21 protein-coding genes and 1 pseudogene are annotated in these 20,200 nt (G+C 57.0%); 11 read left to right on the top strand and 11 right to left on the bottom strand.

Annotated elements, in window-relative coordinates; translation table 11 throughout:
• The first annotated feature begins 35 nt into the window (after positions 1 to 35).
• A complete protein-coding gene (locus AC0L7S_RS04450; protein ID WP_473473256.1) occupies positions 36 to 407 on the top strand; it encodes a hypothetical protein in 372 nt (123 codons plus the stop codon).
• A 50-nt stretch (positions 408 to 457) separates the two neighbouring features.
• On the opposite strand, the gene AC0L7S_RS04455 is transcribed toward AC0L7S_RS04450, so the two are convergent.
• Complete coding sequence (locus tag AC0L7S_RS04455; protein ID WP_473473257.1) at positions 458 to 1,090, bottom strand: HAD family hydrolase; 633 nt, start codon at positions 1,088 to 1,090, stop codon at positions 458 to 460.
• 260 nt (positions 1,091 to 1,350) lie between these two features.
• Between AC0L7S_RS04455 and AC0L7S_RS04460 the strand changes: the two genes are divergently transcribed.
• On the top strand, positions 1,351 to 2,307 hold the full coding sequence (locus AC0L7S_RS04460) for a sugar-binding transcriptional regulator (RefSeq protein WP_473473258.1): 957 nt from the start codon (positions 1,351 to 1,353) through the stop codon (positions 2,305 to 2,307).
• Positions 2,308 to 2,344: 37 nt separating this feature from the next.
• Here AC0L7S_RS04460 and AC0L7S_RS04465 read toward each other — a convergent pair whose 3' ends face one another.
• The 7 genes from AC0L7S_RS04465 to AC0L7S_RS04495 all read right to left on the bottom strand — a co-directional run bounded on the left by AC0L7S_RS04465 (position 2,345) and on the right by AC0L7S_RS04495 (position 7,455).
• Positions 2,345 to 3,004: an NrsF family protein gene (locus AC0L7S_RS04465; RefSeq protein ID WP_473473259.1), complete on the bottom strand. Its 660-nt coding sequence runs from the start codon at positions 3,002 to 3,004 to the stop codon at positions 2,345 to 2,347.
• The gene (locus AC0L7S_RS04470) at positions 3,001 to 3,651 is read right to left on the bottom strand and encodes a sigma-70 family RNA polymerase sigma factor (protein ID WP_473473260.1); all 651 of its coding nucleotides are present in this window, start codon (positions 3,649 to 3,651) and stop codon (positions 3,001 to 3,003) included. Before AC0L7S_RS04470 ends, AC0L7S_RS04465 begins: the two co-directional genes overlap by 4 nt.
• An 82-nt stretch (positions 3,652 to 3,733) precedes the next feature.
• Positions 3,734 to 4,255, bottom strand: coding sequence for a DoxX family protein (locus AC0L7S_RS04475; protein ID WP_473473261.1), 522 nt, complete (start codon positions 4,253 to 4,255; stop codon positions 3,734 to 3,736).
• Complete coding sequence (locus tag AC0L7S_RS04480; protein ID WP_473473262.1) at positions 4,252 to 5,055, bottom strand: HvfC/BufC N-terminal domain-containing protein; 804 nt, start codon at positions 5,053 to 5,055, stop codon at positions 4,252 to 4,254. Before AC0L7S_RS04480 ends, AC0L7S_RS04475 begins: the two co-directional genes overlap by 4 nt.
• Positions 5,042 to 5,926: an MNIO family bufferin maturase gene (bufB, locus tag AC0L7S_RS04485; RefSeq protein WP_473473263.1), complete on the bottom strand. Its 885-nt coding sequence runs from the start codon at positions 5,924 to 5,926 to the stop codon at positions 5,042 to 5,044. The genes AC0L7S_RS04480 and bufB overlap by 14 nt, the downstream gene beginning before the upstream one ends.
• Positions 5,927 to 5,994: 68 nt before the next feature.
• Positions 5,995 to 6,339 carry a BufA1 family periplasmic bufferin-type metallophore gene (locus AC0L7S_RS04490; protein WP_473473264.1) on the bottom strand — a complete coding sequence of 115 codons (345 nt, stop codon included), beginning with the start codon at positions 6,337 to 6,339 and terminating at the stop codon, positions 5,995 to 5,997.
• Positions 6,340 to 6,648: 309 nt separating this feature from the next.
• On the bottom strand, positions 6,649 to 7,455 hold the full coding sequence (locus tag AC0L7S_RS04495; protein ID WP_473473265.1) for a sterol desaturase family protein: 807 nt from the start codon (positions 7,453 to 7,455) through the stop codon (positions 6,649 to 6,651).
• Positions 7,456 to 7,762: 307 nt separating this feature from the next.
• Between AC0L7S_RS04495 and AC0L7S_RS04500 the strand changes: the two genes are divergently transcribed.
• Together AC0L7S_RS04500 and AC0L7S_RS04505 are read left to right on the top strand one after the other, a co-directional pair.
• On the top strand, positions 7,763 to 8,587 hold the full coding sequence (locus AC0L7S_RS04500; RefSeq protein ID WP_473473266.1) for a DUF547 domain-containing protein: 825 nt from the start codon (positions 7,763 to 7,765) through the stop codon (positions 8,585 to 8,587).
• Complete coding sequence (locus tag AC0L7S_RS04505; RefSeq protein ID WP_473473267.1) at positions 8,577 to 9,344, top strand: TVP38/TMEM64 family protein; 768 nt, start codon at positions 8,577 to 8,579, stop codon at positions 9,342 to 9,344. The genes AC0L7S_RS04500 and AC0L7S_RS04505 overlap by 11 nt, the downstream gene beginning before the upstream one ends.
• A 40-nt stretch (positions 9,345 to 9,384) precedes the next feature.
• Here AC0L7S_RS04505 and AC0L7S_RS04510 read toward each other — a convergent pair whose 3' ends face one another.
• Positions 9,385 to 10,041: a CDP-alcohol phosphatidyltransferase family protein gene (locus tag AC0L7S_RS04510; RefSeq protein ID WP_473473268.1), complete on the bottom strand. Its 657-nt coding sequence runs from the start codon at positions 10,039 to 10,041 to the stop codon at positions 9,385 to 9,387.
• Here AC0L7S_RS04510 and AC0L7S_RS04515 point away from each other — a divergent pair.
• From AC0L7S_RS04515 to AC0L7S_RS04540, 6 genes are all read left to right on the top strand, one after another.
• On the top strand, positions 10,027 to 10,221 hold the full coding sequence (locus AC0L7S_RS04515; RefSeq protein ID WP_473473269.1) for a hypothetical protein: 195 nt from the start codon (positions 10,027 to 10,029) through the stop codon (positions 10,219 to 10,221). The two genes, AC0L7S_RS04510 and AC0L7S_RS04515, sit on opposite strands and share 15 nt — an antisense overlap.
• Before the next feature lie 154 nt (positions 10,222 to 10,375).
• Complete coding sequence (locus AC0L7S_RS04520; RefSeq protein ID WP_473473270.1) at positions 10,376 to 11,722, top strand: dihydrolipoyl dehydrogenase family protein; 1,347 nt, start codon at positions 10,376 to 10,378, stop codon at positions 11,720 to 11,722.
• 92 nt (positions 11,723 to 11,814) lie between these two features.
• Positions 11,815 to 13,032: an ABC transporter substrate-binding protein gene (locus tag AC0L7S_RS04525; RefSeq protein ID WP_473474178.1), complete on the top strand. Its 1,218-nt coding sequence runs from the start codon at positions 11,815 to 11,817 to the stop codon at positions 13,030 to 13,032.
• On the top strand, positions 13,029 to 13,226 hold the full coding sequence (locus AC0L7S_RS04530) for a hypothetical protein (protein ID WP_473473271.1): 198 nt from the start codon (positions 13,029 to 13,031) through the stop codon (positions 13,224 to 13,226). Before AC0L7S_RS04525 ends, AC0L7S_RS04530 begins: the two co-directional genes overlap by 4 nt.
• Positions 13,208 to 14,728 carry an ABC transporter permease gene (locus AC0L7S_RS04535; protein ID WP_473473272.1) on the top strand — a complete coding sequence of 507 codons (1,521 nt, stop codon included), beginning with the start codon at positions 13,208 to 13,210 and terminating at the stop codon, positions 14,726 to 14,728. The genes AC0L7S_RS04530 and AC0L7S_RS04535 overlap by 19 nt, the downstream gene beginning before the upstream one ends.
• A complete protein-coding gene (locus tag AC0L7S_RS04540; protein WP_473473273.1) occupies positions 14,725 to 15,375 on the top strand; it encodes an ATP-binding cassette domain-containing protein in 651 nt (216 codons plus the stop codon). Before AC0L7S_RS04535 ends, AC0L7S_RS04540 begins: the two co-directional genes overlap by 4 nt.
• Before the next feature lie 49 nt (positions 15,376 to 15,424).
• Here AC0L7S_RS04540 and AC0L7S_RS04545 read toward each other — a convergent pair whose 3' ends face one another.
• A complete protein-coding gene (locus tag AC0L7S_RS04545; RefSeq protein ID WP_473474179.1) occupies positions 15,425 to 17,479 on the bottom strand; it encodes an FAD-dependent oxidoreductase in 2,055 nt (684 codons plus the stop codon).
• A gap of 14 nt (positions 17,480 to 17,493) precedes the next feature.
• A pseudogene (locus tag AC0L7S_RS04550) lies at positions 17,494 to 19,060 on the bottom strand (trimethylamine methyltransferase family protein).
• A gap of 95 nt (positions 19,061 to 19,155) precedes the next feature.
• Here AC0L7S_RS04550 and AC0L7S_RS04555 point away from each other — a divergent pair.
• Complete coding sequence (locus AC0L7S_RS04555; protein ID WP_473473274.1) at positions 19,156 to 20,058, top strand: LysR substrate-binding domain-containing protein; 903 nt, start codon at positions 19,156 to 19,158, stop codon at positions 20,056 to 20,058.
• Positions 20,059 to 20,200: the final 142 nt, after the last annotated feature.

Raw genomic sequence — 20,200 nt, forward strand, 5'->3', positions numbered from 1 at the left:
TCAGGTGGCTCCGGCTACTGAACCGAGGGCGAAAATTGCTTGGCGTTTTCAAGATTCTCTACTGGTTTGCGACGATACTTGGCCTCACGACAGCGGTCTTGGTGACGGCAAGCCTGTTCATTTCCGATTACCCGCCGCAAGCTTCGGGCTTCCTTTACATCAGCCTTTTTGTGAGCGGCATTTTTCTTGGCCTATCCGTCCTGACATTCGGGGTACAACGCCATGTCGGGAACATTGCGAAACTGACAGCGGGCAACGACCAAGAAAGCGCGCTGGCGCTAAAACTGCAGGTGTTTCGCCTCCAGATCTATCTCGTTTGCGGCGGAGCGGTGCTCTGCGCTTTCCTGACGATCGCAACTTTCGCGATCCTGGAAAGGATCAACCAAGGTTTTGCGGTGTTTGGCTGAACACGATCAGGCATTGAACCAAGTCGACAACCACTTTTCGTCCCGATGCCTCAGAGCCCAAGCTCTGCGCGCAATTCTTGATGCGTGTTGACGATTATAGCGCCCGGCGGCCCGTCCATCGGCCGCTCCGGCCAGAATATAGTTCTCATTCCGGCGGCAAGGCCGGCTGAAACACCAGTCCAGCTATCATCGACGGCCACCGCGTCATGTGGCGAGACACCGGCCAGAAAAGCTGCCCGCAGGAACGGTTCGGGATGCGGTTTTCCCTCACGCACATCGTTGCGGCTCACCGTTTTCATGCCGGGATAAGATATTCCGGCGATCCGTAAATTCGCATCGACGACCATCCGGTCGGAATTGGACACCACCGCCTGCTCCACACCGAGTGCCTTCAGGTCGCGAAAAATCTCGATCGCTCCCGGACGCGGCTTCAAGGTTTCGACAAGCGGCAAATAGTGGTCATATTTGCGCATGATCCATTCTTCAAAGGGCAAAGCGAGGCCATATTCGCTGCACAGCATGTCATAGACGGGGGCTGCTGCGATCCCGACGACGCGCTCATGCAAATCCGTCGGCGGCGCAATTCCGACATCTTGCAGGGCCGAGATCAGTGCCATCTCATGCAACGGTTCACTGTCGACGAGCGTACCGTCCATATCCCAGAAAACTGCTTTCGGCGTCATGCCTGATCCCCTTTGATGAACATCGCGCCCTCACACAACCGAATGACATTCACACAAACCGGGTGGAATAAAATCTCTGTCGCTGGATTTGGCTTGCTACCCAATTGCCACAAGGAACGGCACCTCCAAGATGAAGTCTGATGCAGACTTTAGCGAATAATTGCTCTTAACGTAGACAATTGCACAGGAACGTGTTCCCTGCAAAGGTGGACGCCAGATGGCGGATAAGACGCCACTTTCAGGCGCAAAATGAGGTTTGCATGAATATTCGCCAGGGCAGCACCGATAACAGGCTCGACGACGCGGCACGCGCCGGGTGGCTCTATTATGTTGCGGGCAACACGCAAGACCAGATTGCGGCCAAGCTTGGCATCTCGCGCCAGACAGCCCAGCGTCTCGTTTCACTGGCAGTATCGGAGGGCCTCATCAAGGTGCGGGTCGATCACCCGATCTCCAATTGCCTCGATCTGGCCAGCCGCCTTCAGGAACGGTTCGCACTCGATCTGGTCGAAGTGGTGCCAAGTGACCCGGATTCGTCATCCACGACGATTGGCATCGCCGAGGCCGCCGCGGCGGAAATCGAGAAGCGGCTGCGCTCAATTGATCCGATTGTCATGGCTATCGGCACGGGGCGTACATTGAAGGCGGCAATCGAGCAATTGCCGCCGATGGAATGCCCGCAGCACAAGGTCGTATCGCTCACCGGCAATATTGCCCCCGATGGCTCTGCGGCTTTCTACAATGTCATCTTCACGATGGCCGACAGGATCAAGGCACGTTCATTTCCCATGCCGCTACCCGTTATCGCCTCTTCACCCGAAGAGCGCGAAATGCTGCTTCGTCAGCCTATGATCCAACCAACACTCGAACTGGCAGCGCGAGCGGATGTCACCTTTCTCGGCATCGGTGATCTAGGGCCGAAAGCACCGCTCTATGAAGACGGCTTCATCACCGAAAGCGAATTGAAAGCGCTACAAAAAGCGGGCGGTGTCGGAGAAATTGTCGGATGGGTGTTCGATCGTGACGGCAAGTTTATCGAAGGCATCACCAATGAACGCGTTTCATCCGCACCAATCCCGTCGCGAGATACATCCCTGGTCGTTGTACTGGCTATGGGAGAACGCAAACTGCCCGGCATTCTTGCTGTCGTGAAACGTCGTCTGGTCAACGGCCTCATCACCGATGAGCGCACGGCAATGGCTCTGCTCTCGGCTTAACTGTATCACCATCTGGAGATTTTATCCGTGCAATCGCTCAGGCCGCTTGGCCAGCACTGCTTGCGCGTATGCGCAAGCTCAACGCCCCGCCAATGGCCATCATGAATAAAGCGGTTCCGAGGTTGAACGCGAGGACCATCACCGTCGCGTCCAGCGGGTGCAGCAGAGAAAGTGCGGTTGAGGTGATGCCCGCAACAGCGAGGCTACCCAGCAGGATCACACCGGTCGGGCGCAACGCAATAACATGGCGAAGCATGGCCAGCATTGCCAGTGATAGCGGCAGGCTGGTGAGGACAAGCGTTGCAAAACATCTCGCCGTCTCGCCCAATTGCATACCCTCTGGCGAAAGAGCCACCCAGTTCGTCAAGCATTGGTATCCGATGGTCGATAGCCAGCCGACCAAGGCGGGAACCGGCAGAAGCAGCCAGCCGCGCGACCTGTCCGGCAGGCTCGCCATGAACGCCGCTATCGTGGCAAGTATGCCGGTGGATAGCGATCCGGCCACGGCCAGAACGAAGCGGGTGTCCGCAAAGCGTTCGAGAAGATTTGGCCGCGCGCCATGGACAAGTGCAAGAAGCGAAATAATCAGCGCCGCCAGTGCAAGCCAGCCAAGAGCCCGAACAAATGGCGGACGCAAACGGCGAACCGGCGTCAAATTGGTTGTCAGAACCGCGATAAGCTCAGGAGTCGAGGTCACATTTCGCTCCTATCGGTCAGAATTTTACGAAGATTGATCAAAGCCCGGTGCATCGATGCTTTGAGCGACCCGACAGATATGTCGCTGACAGCAGCGGCTTCATGCAATGTCAGCTCCTTGATTTTCAGTAGATGCACGGCGTTTTTCTGGCCTTCTGGCAGGCTTTCGATTGCTTGCGCCAATCTCTGGCGATCCGAAATTGCATCTATATCGGTTTCCGTCTCAGGCAATATTTCTTGCTCAAACGTAAGTGATTGTTTCAACACCTTCTGGCGTCCTTGCCTGCGCAAACGGTCGACGAGGCGGCGATTGGCAATGGCAACCAGCCACGGACCGAAGGGGCGCATCGGATCGTAAGTGGCCCGTATCGTATGAACCGTCAACAATATGTCCTGAACAGCATCTTCCACGTCGCTAAGTTGCGCATGTCGGCGCGACGCAAGCGAACGCAGATATGGCGTAATATCTTCAAGCAGGCTGCGATATGCGGACCCGTCACCAGTCTGCGCCCTTGCCATGAGTATCGACCAGTCAACATCGCGCGACGCCGGTTGCGGGCAAGCACCGCCCTGTTGCTGTTGGCCGACACTTTGCGACCCGCCGACAATTCTCAGCGAGGGCATGCGGTCTTGCGAACCGGTGTTCATGACACCGGCTCGCTTGTCAGGACGGTGAGCCGATCAACCTTCATTGCAAAAAGCCTGATGTCTTTCACGGCACCAGTCCTTATCACAGGCGAGAAGACAAGCGGGGAAACATCCGCGCAACAACGAGCCTGTCAAGCGACAGCGGCCCCGCGCCAAGCGCCATGATCGCAAGGGCAAGTGCGGCCCAGTAAAGATGAAAATTTGCCCAGCCATCGGGAACCACAAGCTGGATCACACCGGTCATGATCAAAAGACCTAGCGCGGTAAACCTCGTAGCCAAGCCAAGGATCAGGAGGATCGGCAGCACGATCTCGGCCATTCCCACCAAATGGGCCACCACAACGGGCATGGGAAAGCCAATCTGGCTTCCAAAAATGTGCAGTTTGAACTCTTCTGCAAACAGATAGGCGGCACTGGGCGAAAGCGACAGAAACCCGTCCCAGCGGGTCAGTCCTGAACGATAGAACGGCAGCGCCAGCGCAATGCGCAGCACGATCGGCGCCACCGCATGGCCTATTGTCGCAAGCCAGACCAACGCCGTACCTATCAAGACTTCGAGTTTTCCATGGCCTTGCGGGTCTGAACGAGTTGCCGCGTGGTTCATTGTTTTTCCCCCGTGATGGTCTGGCTGGGCTCATTCTCCAGGCGCCAGCCAGTAAAGACGCCTGCGTCAATCAATGCAGAGAGATTGCCGGCAAGATCGAAAGATTGGTTCGTGCTCATGCAGGCTTTCGCTGCGTCGATAACCGTCGCACCGGAAGCAAGCGCAATGAGGAAATCCGCACCGCCGACGGGAAAAAGGCGAGCCGAGACAGTGGCATCGGGGCGAACAATGAGGGTGTCCTCGCCGCCCGTGCTCAACTCGACTGGCACAGGAACGCCGTCGGCCGCATTCATTTTCCATATGGTAAGAGCCGGCAGAGGTGACCTTGTGATGCGCAGAGAAGGATGAATGGTGAAGCATATGGAATGAAGCTGATCGGGCGCGATCCGCATCAGGTCACCAGCGTCTATCGGCGTCGCCTCTGGCGCGTGATAGGCCTCAACCCAGGCGCGCTCGATACGGGCGACATCGGAAAGATAGGGCAATGACGCCGCCGGTTCAAAACTGGCGACAAAATCCGCAAAACCCTCTCCATATTCCAGCAATATCGGAGAAACCGGCGGATTTTCGACGACAAAAGCGCGCGCCATTGCCTTGAAAAACTCTTCACCGACAATTCTGCAGACAACCGGATATGCGCTCTTGAGCGCCTCGACCAAACCTACGACAACATTGTTGCGATAGACAGAAAACCGGCGAATGCTGGGGCGGCCATCCGGCCCAACCAGTCCGGGCGGCATCGGCAATGATGCATCGAGCAATGCAGTACCAAAGGCACGCTGTCGTTCAGCCAACGGCACGGCGTATCTCCTTGTCCGAGGGCTTGATGATTGTTTCGGCGCGCTGGGCTTCGGCCAGAAGAACCGGCCATGGCGGCAAGTCGTCATCCCACTCGATCAATGTCGGCGTCGGCCCCAGCAAGTCGATTGTGTGCTGGAAAAGATCCCACACCAATTCATCGACGGGGCGGTTGTGCGTATCGATCAACAATGGCGCGCCGTTCTCGTCCGCTTCTTGCGTATGCCCGGCGAGATGAATCTCTTGAACCTGAGCCAAGGCGTAGCTGCTGATATAATCGAAAGGATCCCAGTTCTGGTTGATCGAGGCGACATGGACGTTGTTCACATCGAGCAGCAGACCGCAGCCTGTGCGGCGCGCCACCTCGGCAATGAAATCAATCTCAGAAAGCGTGCTTTCCTCAAACGCCAGATAGGTCGACGGGTTTTCCAAAAGCATCTGGCGGCCAAGAGCCTCCTGCACCTCGTCTATATGATCGCAAACGCGTTCGAGCGTCTCTTGCGTATAAGGAACCGGCAGCAGATCGTTCAAGAAAGTCGTATCATGCGTTGACCAAGCCAGATGCTCGGAAAAAAGGCCCGGCTGGTAGCGCTCGATAAGGCTTTTCAATCTGCCAAGGTGGTCGCTATCGAGTGGGCGGTCAGCACCGATCGACAGGCCGACACCGTGCAACGAAAGCGGATAATGCTCACGAACTGCGGAAAGATAGCGATGCGGTGGCCCGCCTGCGCCCATGTAGTTTTCGGCATGAACCTCAAAGAAGCCTACCGGCGGAATGTCCGACAGGATCGTTTGATAATATTGCGGCTTCAATCCGACGCCAGCGCTTGGCGAAATTGACGTTTTATCGAACACATGCGGCTGCGGTTCCATATTGTCCTCCGAATTCCTGAATGCGCCCGGACGATTTTGGGTTCGCCCGGACGCAAGACTGGTGAAGATCAGGCCTGAGGCTCAAGCGTTCCGTGACCGCTTGGCGTGGTCATGTCGGTGCATGATCCGGCCGGGGTCAGCTTGAAGGCATTGCCCTGATAGTCGACCGTGCTTGTGCCCGCGCATGTGGTACCAGCACCTGCAAAGCAATCATTCTCGCCCTTCAGCGCGACACCATAACATTTCTCCATCTTGCCGGAACCGACTTCGGCCTTGGTCTTTTCCTGCATCTTCATCATATCGGCTTCAGACATTGTGCCCATTTCGGCAGCATTTGCGGAAACAACCGCGGCCTGGCCGAGCGCTGCAGCAAAGGCGCTTGCGACGATGGCTGACATCACTCGATTTGACATTCGGGATCCTCCAATAGGGGTTGGTTATGAAATCAAGCGTCAAGCTTGACGAACAAGCCGATTATGGCCTGTCCATTTCAGGTTCGTTCAGTTCATGGAAAAGGTTTCGCACCTTCAGTTCACATCAGCGTGAGCGCACAGTGTACGCCCAGCCAGGTGCTTACCCGCGCAATGCCACACGCTTGGGCCACGTGCTTGGGCCAAATGCTTGGGTCGCACGCCTGGAGAGTTTCATGCTGAGCGCTGTTTGCCCTTGTTTTCATGCATGTCGTTACCCCAAAACCGCTGCACACTTTTGGGCGACATGCATTAGCGACCGGGCAGGATAAGCGACCAGAGCAGTTGCCGGGGCTTGTCGTCACGATATTGCGCCAACCCTATTTCCATCTGTTCATGCCCGAGTTTCGGCTGGGCGATATAAGTGCCAAAAAGCCGATCCCATATCGGAAGGTTGAAGCCGTAATTCGAGTCTGTCTCTGCATGGATGGATGAGTGGTGTACGCGGTGCATGTCGGGCGTGACGATCAATCGCCTCACGATCCTGTCCACGCGCAATGGCAATCTGACATTCGAATGATTGAACATCGACGTCGCGTTCAGCGTGATTTCGAACAGCAGGACAGCCAATGCCGGCGCACCCAACGCGATGACAACGCCCATTTTCCAGGCCATCGACAGGAGAATTTCGATCGGGTGAAACCGCAGGCCCGTAGTTACATCAATGCCGGTATCGGCATGATGGACGCGATGAATACGCCACAGGATCGGAATCTTGTGGCTCGCCACATGTTCAAGCCAGACGGCAAAATCCAGAATCAGAAACGATATGACGCCGGCTATGACGGGGCTGACATTCAACAGGGTGAAAAGACCCCATCCCCTGCTTTCGGCGAAAAATGCCGCGCCAACCGCGGCAGCGGGAAACACGACGCGCAAGGTCAAAGATGAAATCACCACCAGCGATAAGTTGGTGAACCAGCGTTTCGTCTTGATGGCACCTGTCAGTTCCGGTCTTTCCAGACGAGGCGACCATAGTTCGAAAATAGCCATTGCGAGAAAGACGGCCAGAAATATCAAAAGCCGCACACCTGCTTCCGAGGTTACAATGTCAATCATCGCTCATCCATTATCAAACCCTATGCTCTTTGCAGGGTCTCCCACTCATCCCGGCGGTCGAAAACATCATGACCACATGCAGCGTCACTTGACCACCGGATGGTTTGCTACGCGGCAGTAATTGTCCTGTGCAAGTGGTTCACAGTTCGGTGATTGTCGAGAAAGATGCGGTCAACTCGACGTGACTTTGCTGTTTTGATGTTGCCGCCCGAGGCAATTCGCGCTCTCTCAATGCCTCGTATCCGTCGTTACTGTGACGATCCGGGTGACGATCTGGTCAAATTATCAGTCGATATGCGAGGTTCATTTGAAAACCCCATCCGCAATTTCACGACGTCAAATTCTGGGAATGGCTGGCGCATCGGCTGTGGTGTGGGCGCTTCCCGCGATTGCGGCATCACCGCTGAAAGCACTTGCGCCGCGAGGCAGCAAGAGCGTCGATCACAAAAATTTTGCGGCAATCCTTGCGAAATTCGTGAAGCGCGATGCCCAGAAATATAACCGCGTTGATTACCGGGCGTTCAAAGCGTCAGGCGAAAGCGCCATCAATGCTTATGTGGCAATGCTCGAAAGTGTTGATCCCACAACGTTGTCGCAAAACGAAGCCCATGCCTTCTGGATAAATCTCTACAACGCCAAGACGCTGGCTGTCGTTCTTGAAAGATATCCCGTTTCCTCGATCAGAGACATCAAGCTTGGCGGCGGCGGTATCTTCGGCAGTGGCGGCCCCTGGTCGAAGAAACTGCTGCGCGTCAAGGGAATGGAATTGTCGCTGGACGATATTGAGAACCGTATCGTCAGGCCGCTATTTGCCAATCCGCTCAGCCATTACGGGTTGAATTGCGCGTCCTATTCCTGCCCCAACCTTGCCAAAGCAGCCTATACCGGCAAGAACATTCGCAGTTTGCTTTCGCAAGGCGCTGGTGATTACATCAATCACAAGCGCGGGATCGACATCTCCTCGAAAAAAATCACCGCCTCCAAGATCTACGACTGGTACGCCGCCGACTTCGGAGGAGAAGGTAAGCTGAAGGTGCACTGGACCCAATTTGCAACTCCGAAACTAGCTGCGCAAATCGAGACGGCGCGTATCGGATCATATGCCTATGATTGGTCGCTCAATGATGTCTGAGAACGCCGAAAAAACGCCGCCAAATGACGTGGGCGAAGCGGCCCCGGGTACATCCTCACGGTGGCGCTTCCTGCCTGTCATTGTCGTTTTGAGCGGTCTTGCCATTGGCTATGCGACGGGGTTGCAGCACTATCTGACGCTGGATTTTCTGGCCGAAAGCCGGGACGACCTGAAAGCGTTCGTTGAAACCAATTACGCCGCATCCTTGTCGGGCTTTCTTGTCATTTATGCACTTGCGGTTGCATTCGCGTTTCCGGCGGCATCCATTTTGACGATCTTCGCCGGCTTCCTGTTTGGCTGGCTCATCGGCGGCATGACGGTAGCGCTCGGCGCAACGGTCGGCGCGACCGCTCTCTTCCTCGCCGCACGCACGGCCTTTGGTGACTTTCTTCGCAAGCGGGTCGGCGGTGTCGCGGCCCGTTTTGCCGACGGTTTTGAGAAGAATGCCTTCGGTTATCTGCTCATCCTGCGGCTTGCGCCGGTCTTTCCGTTCTTCATCGTCAACATTGCGCCCGCCTTGTTCAAGGTCAGCACCCGCAACTACATTGCCGCAACTTTCATCGGCATCCTGCCGGGAACATTCGCCTATGCCTATCTCGGTCAGGGCGTGGATAGCGTTCTGATTGCCGCCAAATCGGCAGGGCAGCAGGCATCGGTCAGCGATTTGGTGACGCCGGAAATTACGCTGGCCTTTGGCGCTCTGGCGCTGGTTGCAGCTATACCGCTTGTCATCAACAAGATCAGAAATCGCGGATAGGCTTGAACCGTCTCGCACTCGGATCAGAATGCTCGACACTTCAGGTCCGCTTCGCCGTCTCCTCATGTGAACCAGCATCGTTATCAACGGCTTCACCAAAAACGCGCCACCCCCACCACCAGCGGATCACCGTGGTCACTACGGCCATCGCCGCGAAAATATAGGCAAGAGCAGCAAACGCCGATGGAAACAGGCACATGGCGACGAAAACGCCGATCGTTTCCGCGCCCTCGGTCAGGCCGCCGACAAACTGAATTCCCTTGCCCGGATAGGCTTTGATCGCAACGCCGCGCTTGTGACTGATGGCGGCAAAGGCGAGGAAACTGCTGCCGGTGCCGATGAATGACAGCAGCAGTGTCGTAGCCGCAAGCCCGTTACTGACAGGGTCGGCAAGGGCAAAGCCCAGCGGCACCGCGCCATAAAAGAAGAAGTCGAGCGCGATGTCCAGAAACGCACCGCGATCTGTTGGGCCGTTATGCCTTGCCACAGCTCCATCGAGACCATCCAGTATGCGATTGACGAGAATACAAACCAGCGCTGGCATGAAGGCCGACATGGCAAGCAGCGGAAGCGCTGTCATCCCCACAATGAAACCAACCAACGTGATCTGGTCGGCACCAACCCCCTTGCCACCGAGAAACTTCGCCACAGGTGCAAGCACTCGGTTCTGGAGACCAATGAGATGGCGGTCGATCAAGCCAATTTCCTTTCAATTGAAATGTGTGGTTCTCGAAATATGCGGCTGGGGGAAAGCCGCAATCGGCTCAGCAGTGGTTCCAGCTATCTTGCCTTCACCTTCCAGCAAACACCAATCGCCAGCGATGGTGGCTCACATTCTCGTTATCGCGCAACAAAAAGCGCAGGTCCGGCGAATTAGTGTATTGGATGACATCTCCTTGAAAAGCTCCTGCCAGAAGAGAAAACCCTGATATGACACAAACGAGCGCGAACGATTCAAACGCAATCGAATGCGATATCTGTGTCATCGGCGGTGGGTCGGGGGACTGAGCATCGCTGCGGGTGCTGCCCAAATGGGCGCGAAGGTCGTGCTGATCGAGTATGGCGAGATGGGCGGCGACTGTCTCAACACCGGTTGCGTGCCCTCCAAATCGCTCATTGCAGCCGCTTCGGTTGCCCATGCGAGCCAGGATGGAAAACCAATGGGCATTGGCTTTCCGAAGCCAAAGGTCAATTTCAAGGATGTTCACGATCATGTTCATGGCGTCATTGCGGCCATCGCACCGCATGACAGTGTTGAACGCTTTGAAAGCCTTGGCATTCGTGTGTTGCGCGAGCGCGCCAAATTCGCCAGCCGCGACGAAGTTGTAGCTGGCGCGCACCGTGTCCGCGCGCGGCGCTTTGTCGTGGCAACCGGCTCACGCGCATCGTTGCCGCCTGTCAATGGTCTGGCAGAGGCAAAGCCGCTTACCAACGAAACCATATTCGACCTGACCAAACTGCCCGAACATCTGATCGTCATCGGTGGCGGCCCGATCGGGCTTGAACTGGCAATGGCGTTTCGCAAACTGGGCGCGGCGGTAACAGTGATCGAGCGTTTCACCATTTTACCGCGCGATGAACCGGAAGCGGCGGTCATTGCGCGCAACGCGCTCAATTTAGCCGGTGTCGTCTTGCACGAAGAAGCCGCCATCGAGGATGTGCGCAAGGACAAAACGTCCGCCATCGTGGAATTCACGCATCAGAATGAGCGCAAATCCGTAACCGGAACCCATCTTCTGGTCGCGGCCGGGCGCAAACCGAACACCGAAGACATGGGGCTTGCCGAAGCCGGTGTGGAGTTCGACGCGCGCGGCATCAAGGTTGATGCGCGCCTGCGCAGCACCAACCACAAGATTTTCGCCGTTGGCGATGTCGCTGGCGGGCCGCAGTTCACGCATATTGCGGCTTATCACGCTGGTATCGTCATTCGAAACGCCATGTTTGGCCTGCCATCAAAGGTCGATTATAAAGCCCTACCCTGGGTGACCTATCTCGACCCAGAGATCGCCCATGTCGGGCTGACTGAGGCGGAAGCGCGCAAGTCCCACACCACCGTTCAAACCCTGATCGAGCACTTTTCGGGCAATGACCGGGCGCAGACGGAGCGCGCCACCGGCGGTTTCATCAAGCTGGTGTTGGGTCGGCGCGGCAAAGTGCTCGGTGCAACGATTGTCGGCCCACATGCGGGAGAACTCATCGGCCTGTGGTGTCTGGTCATTTCGCGCAAACTGTCGCTTTCGGCGGTCGCTGGCACCGTATTGCCCTATCCAACGCTTTCAGAAATTTCAAAACGTGCGGCCGGTTCCTACTTCACCCCAAGCCTTTTTGGAGCGCGTGTTCGCTGGTTCGTTGGCCTGATTCAAAAATGGTTGCCCTGACTTTCGCCCCTCACCATGAAACTGCACTCAAGCATTACTGACCAGATACGGGATATGAAATGACGACGAAACCAAATGGACAAGGCTCATTGATCGGGCGCCGCGAATTCCTTGCACTGGGCGGTGCCGGCCTGGCCTTTTCCCTGTCAAGGCCGGCCCATGCCTCAGATGGCAGCCAATGGTCAAAAATGCTGTCCCAGGCCAAGGGGCAAACCGTCTATTGGCACGCATGGGGAGGCGACACACGCATCAATGCCTATATTGCGTGGGTATCAAGCACGATGGAAGAACGCTTCGGCATCGTGGTGAAGCATGTGAAAGTCGAAGACACGGGAACGGTCGTTCAAACGGTCGTTGCCGAAAAACTGGCAGGCAAAATGGAAGGCGGCTCCGTCGATCTCGTCTGGATCAATGGCGAAAACTTCGCATCGATGAAGCAGCAGGGTCTTTTGCAATCGTCCGATTGGGTCAGTGCGCTGCCAAACTTCCAATATGTCGATGTGGCAGGAAAACCCACCACCATCAACGATTTTACCATTCCAACCGACGGCCTTGAAGCGCCGTGGGGAATGGCGCAACTGGTATTTTTCTACGACAGTGCGGAACTCACAGAGCCGCCGCACTCGCTGAGCGGATTGGTCGAATGGGCCAAGAAACATCCCGGGCGCTTTACCTATCCCCAGCCGCCGGATTTCGTCGGATCGACATTTTTGAAGCAATGCCTGCTTGACCTCACGCCTGAGCGCGAGGTTCTGTCCAAACCAGTCGAACAGACAAATGCCGCTCAAATCATGGAGCCGCTCTTTGCGCTCCTCGACGATCTGCACCCTGCACTTTGGCGTCAGGCGCGGGCGTTCCCGCAAAGTTCAACCGCGCTTCGCCAATTACTGGCCGATGGCGAGATCGACATTGCTTTCGCCTTCAACCCGGCAGCCGCCTCAAATGCAATCGCATCGGGTGAACTTCCCGATACGGTGCGCAGCTTCGTCTTTGAAGGTGGAACCATCGGCAACACGCATTTCGTGGCAATCCCCTTCAATTCGAGCGCGTTTGCCGCTGCCAATGTCGTTGCCGATTTCCTCATGTCGCCGGAAGCACAAGCCAAAAAGCAGGACCCTTCCGTGTGGGGAGATCCGACGGTGCTTGATCTGGCGGCACTCAAGCCGGATGACCGGGCGCTCTTCGATGCCCTTGATCTGGGCATCGCCACCTTGAGGCCGGATGAACTGGGCAAGACATTGCCGGAACCTCATCCGACATGGATGGTATCCATCGAACAGGAATGGCTGCGACGCTACGGAGCGAAATGAGAGCCGGGTTCAGCCTTCCGGCGGCAGCACCGCCACTGGTGGTCGGCACCTTTGCGATCATTGTCGCTGCCGGTGTCGGCGGCACGCTATTGCCTGCGCTCGGCTATTTTCCGGTTCTGGGCGGCGACCAGTTTTCGCTCGATCCAATACGCTCGCTGCTTGCCATGCCGGGGCTGTGGCGTTCATTTTTCTAAGCCTGTGGACCGGTCTTGCCGCCTCGGCATTGTCGTTCATGGCGGCTATCTGTTTCGTAGCGGCATGGAGCGGAACGCGCCCGTTTCGGGTGATGCTGCGTCTGGTTGCGCCACTTTTGTCGATACCCCATGCGGCGACCGCCTTCGGTCTGGCATTCCTGATCGCGCCGTCTGGATGGCTGCTCAGGTTGATCTCGCCGTGGGCGACAGGGCTGACCATTCCGCCCGATCTGCTCATCCTCCAGGACCCCTTGGGTATTTCCATGATCGCGGGCATGATCATGAAGGAGGTTCCGTTCCTGCTTCTGGTCATTGTTGCGGCACTTCCGCAATCCGACGCCACACGAAGGGCCGAAATTGCGACCAGTCTCGGATACGGTCCTTTCACCGGCTGGATAAAGGCCGTTCTACCCGTCGTCTATGCGCAGATACGCCTGCCCATCTACGCGGTCATTGCCTATGCGACATCGACCGTCGATATCGCGTTGATCCTCGGTCCGACGACGCCGCCGCCGCTTGCGGTTCAATTGCTCAAATTGATGACCGACCCCGATCTGGCCACGCGTTTCCAGGCAGCAGCCGGTACCTTGCTGCAAGTCATTGCAACGCTATCGGCCTTCATGATCTGGCGCGCTGGCGAGTGGGTTTTTTCGCAATGGTCGCGCAAACGCGCCGTCGATGGCCGACGCAGCCACGCCGACGGATTTCTCGGCCTTATCACCCTTGCGATCATGCTGACCGGGGCACTTGCGGTGGTGATCGGCCAGGCAGGCTTGATCATTTCCTCCTTCGCAGGGCCATGGCGGTTTCCAGAGGCGTTACCGCGCTCGGTGACCCTGTCACACTGGACAAATGTCTGGCCGATCACCGGAGGACTTCTTTGGACGACGGTTCTGCTGGCTCTCGCCGCTGTCGCCATCAGTCTGGTCTTGGTCGTCGCCATCCTTGAGGCTGGAAAACGCAATGGTCGCTATCAGGACAATGTCGTTGCCGGCATTCTCTATGCGCCGATGCTGGTTCCGCAGGTGTCGTTCATGTTCGGCCTAAAATATCTTTTCTTGCAACTTGGCCTTGGGTTGACCTTCGCTTCTGTACTGCTTTCCCATGTCGTATTCGTATTGCCGTTCGTCTATCTGTCGCTTGTGGCGCCGTGGCATGCATGGAACCAGAAAATGGGCTTCGCGGCGGCCAGCCTCGGCGCTTCGCCGCGCCGTATATTCTGGACGGTTCGCATGCCGATGATGCTGGGGCCGTTGCTCGCAGCAGCTGCAATCGGATTTGCCGTATCGGTTGCGCAGTATCTGCCAACCGTCATCATCGGCGCGGGGCGGTTGACGACCATCACAACGGAAGCCGTGGCTCTGGCATCGGGCGGCGACCGCCGGATAATCGGCGTTTTCGCCATCCTTCAAACCTTGCTGCCGCTGGTTGTGTTTGCGCTGTCGGTTGCAATACCAGCACTGATCTGGCGAAACCGCCGGGGCTTGGCTACAAGACGATGACCGCTATTCCGCTTCAGAACCATCAGATGCAGGGCCTGCTGCTGGAAGAGGTCTGCATCTCCATTGCAGGGCGCAGACTGGTGGACATTTCCGCGCATGTGCAAGCCGGAAGCGTGTTGACCGTGATGGGACCATCGGGGTCTGGAAAATCGTCCTTGCTGGCCTTCATCGCGGGCTTTCTCGATCCCGCGTTCAACAAGCGTGGACGGGTCTGCCTGAACGGCAAGGACATCACTGCACTGGCACCTCACCGGCGCAGGCTTGGCCTGATGTTTCAAGACGATCTTTTATTCCCGCATTTGTCGGTGGCGGGCAATCTTGCATTCGGTCTCGCAAGAGATTTGCCAGACCGGAAGGCCCGCATCGAGGAAGCCTTGGCCGAGGTTGGCCTTGCCGGCTATGGCGAGCGTGACACAGCCACCCTTTCCGGAGGTCAGCGGGCGCGCATTGCATTGATGCGCACATTATTGTCGGACCCGTCCGCGCTTTTGCTCGACGAACCGTTTTCAAAACTGGACAGGGATTTACGCAGCCAGGTTCGCGACGTCGTCTTTACAATGGCACGCTCGCGCGCGCTTCCTGTCTTTCTGGTAACGCATGATCAGGAAGATGCCGAGCAGGCAGGCGGTGATAAAGTCGTTCTATAGAGCAATTTTGTGAAAATGTGCTGCGAACCGTTGTATGTCGCGGAACCTCTCAGACCCTCATTGCAAACCTGATGGCGTCATAAATCGCGGCGTGGATGTTGCGCGAGGCGACCGCGTCGCCAATGCGACAAAGAACGAAACCGCCCTGTGGATTGCTGGTCGGAAAGATTTCACCGCCGCCAACCAATCGCTCGTAATCTATTGCGCCGAGGTTTTTCGATAACGGCTTTAGCGCCAGATAAAGCTCATCAAGCGGAAGCGTCCCATGTTCGACCACCACCTGATCGACGCGCCGTTCACCGCGCCAGCCTTCGGAAAAATCGGAGGCAAGTTCAGCGACAAGCTGGTTGCCTTCGCGCCTCACCGAATGAAGGCGTGTGTTGATGGTGATGGTCACGCCTTTTTCCTGGAATGTGCGCATATAGGGCACATGGTTCATGCCGCCCATTTCAGGTGCAAAGAAGCGTTCGGGCGACACCAGTTCCAGATGCGATCCGGCATTGGCGATCAGCTCGGCCGCGCTCATGCCCTGATGACCGCCGTTGTCATCATATAACAAGACATTGTCGGCAGGCTTCGTGCTACCGGCAATGATATCCCAACTCGAAGTCACAAGTTCGCTACCCGCTTCAAGTGGCGGGTTCTGCGGCAAGCCTCCCGTCGCAATCACCACGATGTCTGGCTGTAGCGCCGTGACATCTTCACGTTCCGCCCAGATGTCGTAGCGCGTCTCGACACCGAGCCGCTCAAGTTCAGCCAATCGCCAGTCGACAATGCCGATCAATTCCTTGCGGCGCGGGTTTTGCGTTGCCAACCGGATCTGGCCCCCGGCATGGCTGGCCGCTTCAAGAACCGTCACTTCATGCCCGCGTTCAGCCGACACTCGCGCCGCCTCCAACCCCGCAGGACCGGCACCGACGACGACGACCTTCCGGCGCTGGCCATTGGTCTTGCCAATCACATGCGGAATTTCCGCCTCGCGCCCCGTCGCGGCATTGTGGATGCACAGAGCTTCGCCGCCTTCATAGATGCGGTCAAGGCAATAGGTAGCGCCAACACACGGCCTGATCTCGTGTTCACGCCCTTCCATGACCTTCTTGACGATGTGCGGGTCAGCGATATGCGCACGGGTCATGCCGACCATGTCGAGCTTGCCCGATGAGATGGCGTGGCGCGCCGTGGCAACGTCGGAAATACGCGCGGCGTGGAAGGTCGGAAATTTCGTTGCCGCCCTGATCTCACCGGCAAAATCGAGATGCGGTGCCGAGCGCATGCCTGCCACCGGAATGACCTTGGTCAATGCGGCATCCGTCTCAATCGACCCGCGAATGATGTTGAGGAAATCAATCTTGCCCGAAGCGGTCAGACGGCGCGCAATATCGATGCCTTCCGCCTTTGACAGACCTGCCGCAAAATCCTCGTCGGCGACAAGACGAATACCGACAACGAACTTCTCTCCAACGGCGGCACGCACCGCATCAAGCACCATCCAGGTGAAGCGCAACCGATTGTCGAGGGAGCCGCCAAATTCATCGTCGCGATGATTGGTGGCGGGCGACCAGAACCCATCCATCAGATGGCCATATGCCTCAAACTCGATGCCATCGAGGCCCGCCGCCTGACAGCGCTGGGCAGCCGAGGCATAGTCGCTGACAATGCGCTGGATATCCCAATCCTCTATCGTTTTGGGAAAGGCACGGTGGGCCGCCTCGCGCACTGGCGAGGCCGATAATACGGGAAGCCAATCGGCCTTGTTCCATCCCGTGCGCCGGCCAAGATGGGTGAGCTGGATCATCACCTTGCAGTCGTGCTCATGGCACGCATCGGCAACTTCGGAAAGCCACGGAACGATCCTGTCGTCATAGGCATGGAGATTGCCAAAAGCGGCAGGGCTATCGCGGCTGACAATCGCCGAGCCCGCCGTCATGGTCAGCGCCATACCGCCCCTGGCCTTTTCCGCGTGATAGAGCCGGTAGCGCTCCTTGGGCATGCCGTCTTCCGAATAGGCCGGCTCGTGGCTCGTCGACATGACCCGGTTTTTGAGCGTCAGATGCTTGAGCTGATAGGGCCAGAGCAGTGGATCACCAGAAGACGTAACCGACATTCGCAGACCTTCGTTCAATACCAGGCGTCCTGCACCCCGGCCTTCTTGCGGCCGATATAATCTTTCAGCGCGTCGTCGATGGCTACATCCAACGGCGGCGCTTCATAGTCGGCAAGCACTTTCTTCCAGCGCCGATTGGCGCGGATGGCAGCATCTTCGGACCCGGCAGCCTCCCATTTTTCGAATGGCTCGTTGTCAGCGATATCGGAGTCCCAAAACGCTGTCTCATAATTCGCCAGCGTGTGGGCGCTGCCAAAGAAATGGCTGCCCGGCCCCACTTCCTGAAACGCATCCATGGCAAGCTGGTTGTCGTCGATCTTGATACCGTCGAGATAAGTATGCAAGGCCCCGCAAAAGTCCGTATCCATCACGAATTTCTCATAGGACATGGAAAGCAGTCCATCGAGGAAACCGGCCGAATGCAGTATGAAATTCGCACCGCATTGTGCTGCCGCGAGCATCGACATGGTGCCCTCGTTCATGGCTTGCGCATCCGGCAGTTTGGACGTGGTGAAATTGCCGGAACAACGCAGCGGCAATTTCAAGCGCCGCGCCAATTGCCCGATGACCATCGAGCCGATGGCCGGCTCGGGCGTGCCGAATGTCGGCGAACCAGAGCGCAGCGACATTGAGGACAGGAAGTTTCCGAAGATCACCGGCGCGCCGGGGCGCTCCAACTGGGTGAGCGCGCATCCAGCCATGGTTTCGGCCAGCGATTGTGCGATTGCGCCGGCATTGGTCACCGGCCCCATGGCACCGCCAAGAATGAACGGTACGACGACCGCCGCCTGATTGGCGCGCGCATAAGCCCGCAAAGCTGTTGTCATGGAACTGTCCCAGACCAGCGGCGAGTTGACGTTGACATTGCCAAGTATCACGCAATTCTCATCAACGAATTTTTCACCGAAAACGAGACGCGTCATGTCGATCGAGATCTTCGGCGCGACTTTCCGCCGTGACCGAGCCCATGAAAGCGCGGTCGGAATATTTGATATGGCTATAGACCATATCGAGGTGACGTTTGTTGACCGCAACATCGACCGGTTCACAAATCGTTCCGCCGGAATGGTGCAGCCAGGGCGATGCCTGCGCCAGCTTCACGAAATTGCGAAAATCCTCAATCGTGCCATAGCGGCGGCCCTTGTCCATATCCATGACGAAGGGCGAACCGTAAGCTGGCGAGAACACGACATTCTTGCCGCCGATCACCACCGAGTTGGCAGGGTTGCGTGCATGCTGGGTAAATTCAACAGGAGCCGTTTTCAGGATTTCACGCAGCATCCCCGGCTCGAATTTGACCAGCGCGCCGTCGATCTGCGCGCCCGCGCGCTTCCAGTGTGCCATCGTTTCCGGATCATCGCGAAACTCGATGCCGACCTCGGCAAGAATGCGGTCCGCAGTTGCCTCGATGCGGAGAAGATTTTCCTCGGACAAGACGTCATAGGTGGGAATGTTGCGTATGATATAGGGGCGGCCCAAGCCTTCGGAGCCGTGCGAACGCAATTCACGGCGCGCCTGGCGTCCGCCACCGCGCTCACGTTTCGGCGCTACTGCTTTGTCTGCAAGCTCAGCCACGCTCATGATTGTCTCCCAACACGTTTGCCTTGTGTGAAATTACTCCTGATAAATGCATCTGTGACGCTGGAAAATTTTCATCAACTCGATAATATGAGCTTATGAATAGCCTTCGCAAACTCCTCCCCTCGGCGGGAAGCCTCTTCGTCTTTGAAGCTGCTGGCAGACTGATGAGTTTTACATCGGCGGCCAAGGAACTGGGCATGACGCAAGCAGCCGTTTCCTACGCCATCGGTCGGCTTGAGAAGCAATTGGCAACCTCGCTCTTTCATCGCGAGCACCGCCGCGTACGCCTGACCGAAGCAGGAGCCCGGTTCTTCGCCGATGTTTCCCTTGGTCTTTCCTATGTTCAAAAATCGGCTGAGGAATTGCGCTCGGTTTCGACGGGCACGCATGTCACGCTGTCCGCATCCACCGCCTTCGCGGCATTCTGGATGGTGCCGAGGTTGCAAAAATTCCGGGAAGACCTGCCTGGCGTGGATTTGCGCATCCAGACATCGGATCGCGATCTGGATCTTGTCGCGGAAGGCATACCCCTTGGAATCCGGGCTGGCGATGCACAAGACTGGCCCCATTATGAGCTTCTTCCATTCGCGCCGGAGGAAATCCACGCGGTTTGCAGTTCAACCTATCGCCAACGCCACGGCATTCCCGACGCGGTCGAAAGCCTGCTGTCGCACACCCTGATACATCTGGAAGAACCCTACCGGCCGGCAACGACATGGAGCGATTGGTTCGAGTCCGCCGGGATCAATGGGCGGCTCACTCCAAAGGGCCTCCAGATCAATGATTACGTGCTGGTCATTCAGTCGGTCATCGCCGGTCACGGTATCGCCCTTGGCTGGAACCACCTGTCCAACGGGTTGATGGAAAGCGGCGTTCTGGAGCGCGTAACAAACCACGTTCTGTCCACCGGCAAGTCCTATTATGTGGCCTGGCCCAAAAACCGGACACTGACCGCCCAGGCACTGAAGGTTCGTGACTGGCTGCTTGCGCAGCGATGAGTTGACGTCCTTTCGCAAGCATCTCGAATGATTTTTACTTATGCGAAAGCGTCTTTGCGCGACACGAAGCGTCGCATTGCGCGCAGCCTTTGGTAACGCCAGGAATATGCTTCGGGCGATACATCTGATCATAGGAGCGGAG

Source organism: Mesorhizobium sp. G2-6-1, assembly GCF_055809095.1.

Excerpts from the sequence above, each read along its gene's own strand:
- AC0L7S_RS04455 (WP_473473257.1), bottom strand. The coding sequence starts at position 1,090 with ATGACGCCGAAAGCAGTTTTCTGGGATATGGACGGTACGCTCGTCGAC.
- AC0L7S_RS04460 (WP_473473258.1), top strand. The coding sequence starts at position 1,351 with ATGAATATTCGCCAGGGCAGCACCGATAACAGGCTCGACGACGCGGCA.
- AC0L7S_RS04470 (WP_473473260.1), bottom strand. The coding sequence starts at position 3,651 with ATGAACACCGGTTCGCAAGACCGCATGCCCTCGCTGAGAATTGTCGGC.
- AC0L7S_RS04475 (WP_473473261.1), bottom strand. The coding sequence starts at position 4,255 with ATGAACCACGCGGCAACTCGTTCAGACCCGCAAGGCCATGGAAAACTC.
- bufB (WP_473473263.1), bottom strand. The coding sequence starts at position 5,926 with ATGGAACCGCAGCCGCATGTGTTCGATAAAACGTCAATTTCGCCAAGC.
- AC0L7S_RS04490 (WP_473473264.1), bottom strand. The coding sequence starts at position 6,339 with ATGTCAAATCGAGTGATGTCAGCCATCGTCGCAAGCGCCTTTGCTGCA.
- AC0L7S_RS04495 (WP_473473265.1), bottom strand. The coding sequence starts at position 7,455 with ATGATTGACATTGTAACCTCGGAAGCAGGTGTGCGGCTTTTGATATTT.
- AC0L7S_RS04505 (WP_473473267.1), top strand. The coding sequence starts at position 8,577 with ATGATGTCTGAGAACGCCGAAAAAACGCCGCCAAATGACGTGGGCGAA.
- AC0L7S_RS04515 (WP_473473269.1), top strand. The coding sequence starts at position 10,027 with ATGGCGGTCGATCAAGCCAATTTCCTTTCAATTGAAATGTGTGGTTCT.
- AC0L7S_RS04520 (WP_473473270.1), top strand. The coding sequence starts at position 10,376 with ATGGGCGCGAAGGTCGTGCTGATCGAGTATGGCGAGATGGGCGGCGAC.
- AC0L7S_RS04530 (WP_473473271.1), top strand. The coding sequence starts at position 13,029 with ATGAGAGCCGGGTTCAGCCTTCCGGCGGCAGCACCGCCACTGGTGGTC.
- AC0L7S_RS04540 (WP_473473273.1), top strand. The coding sequence starts at position 14,725 with ATGACCGCTATTCCGCTTCAGAACCATCAGATGCAGGGCCTGCTGCTG.
- AC0L7S_RS04545 (WP_473474179.1), bottom strand. The coding sequence starts at position 17,479 with ATGTCGGTTACGTCTTCTGGTGATCCACTGCTCTGGCCCTATCAGCTC.
- AC0L7S_RS04555 (WP_473473274.1), top strand. The coding sequence starts at position 19,156 with ATGAATAGCCTTCGCAAACTCCTCCCCTCGGCGGGAAGCCTCTTCGTC.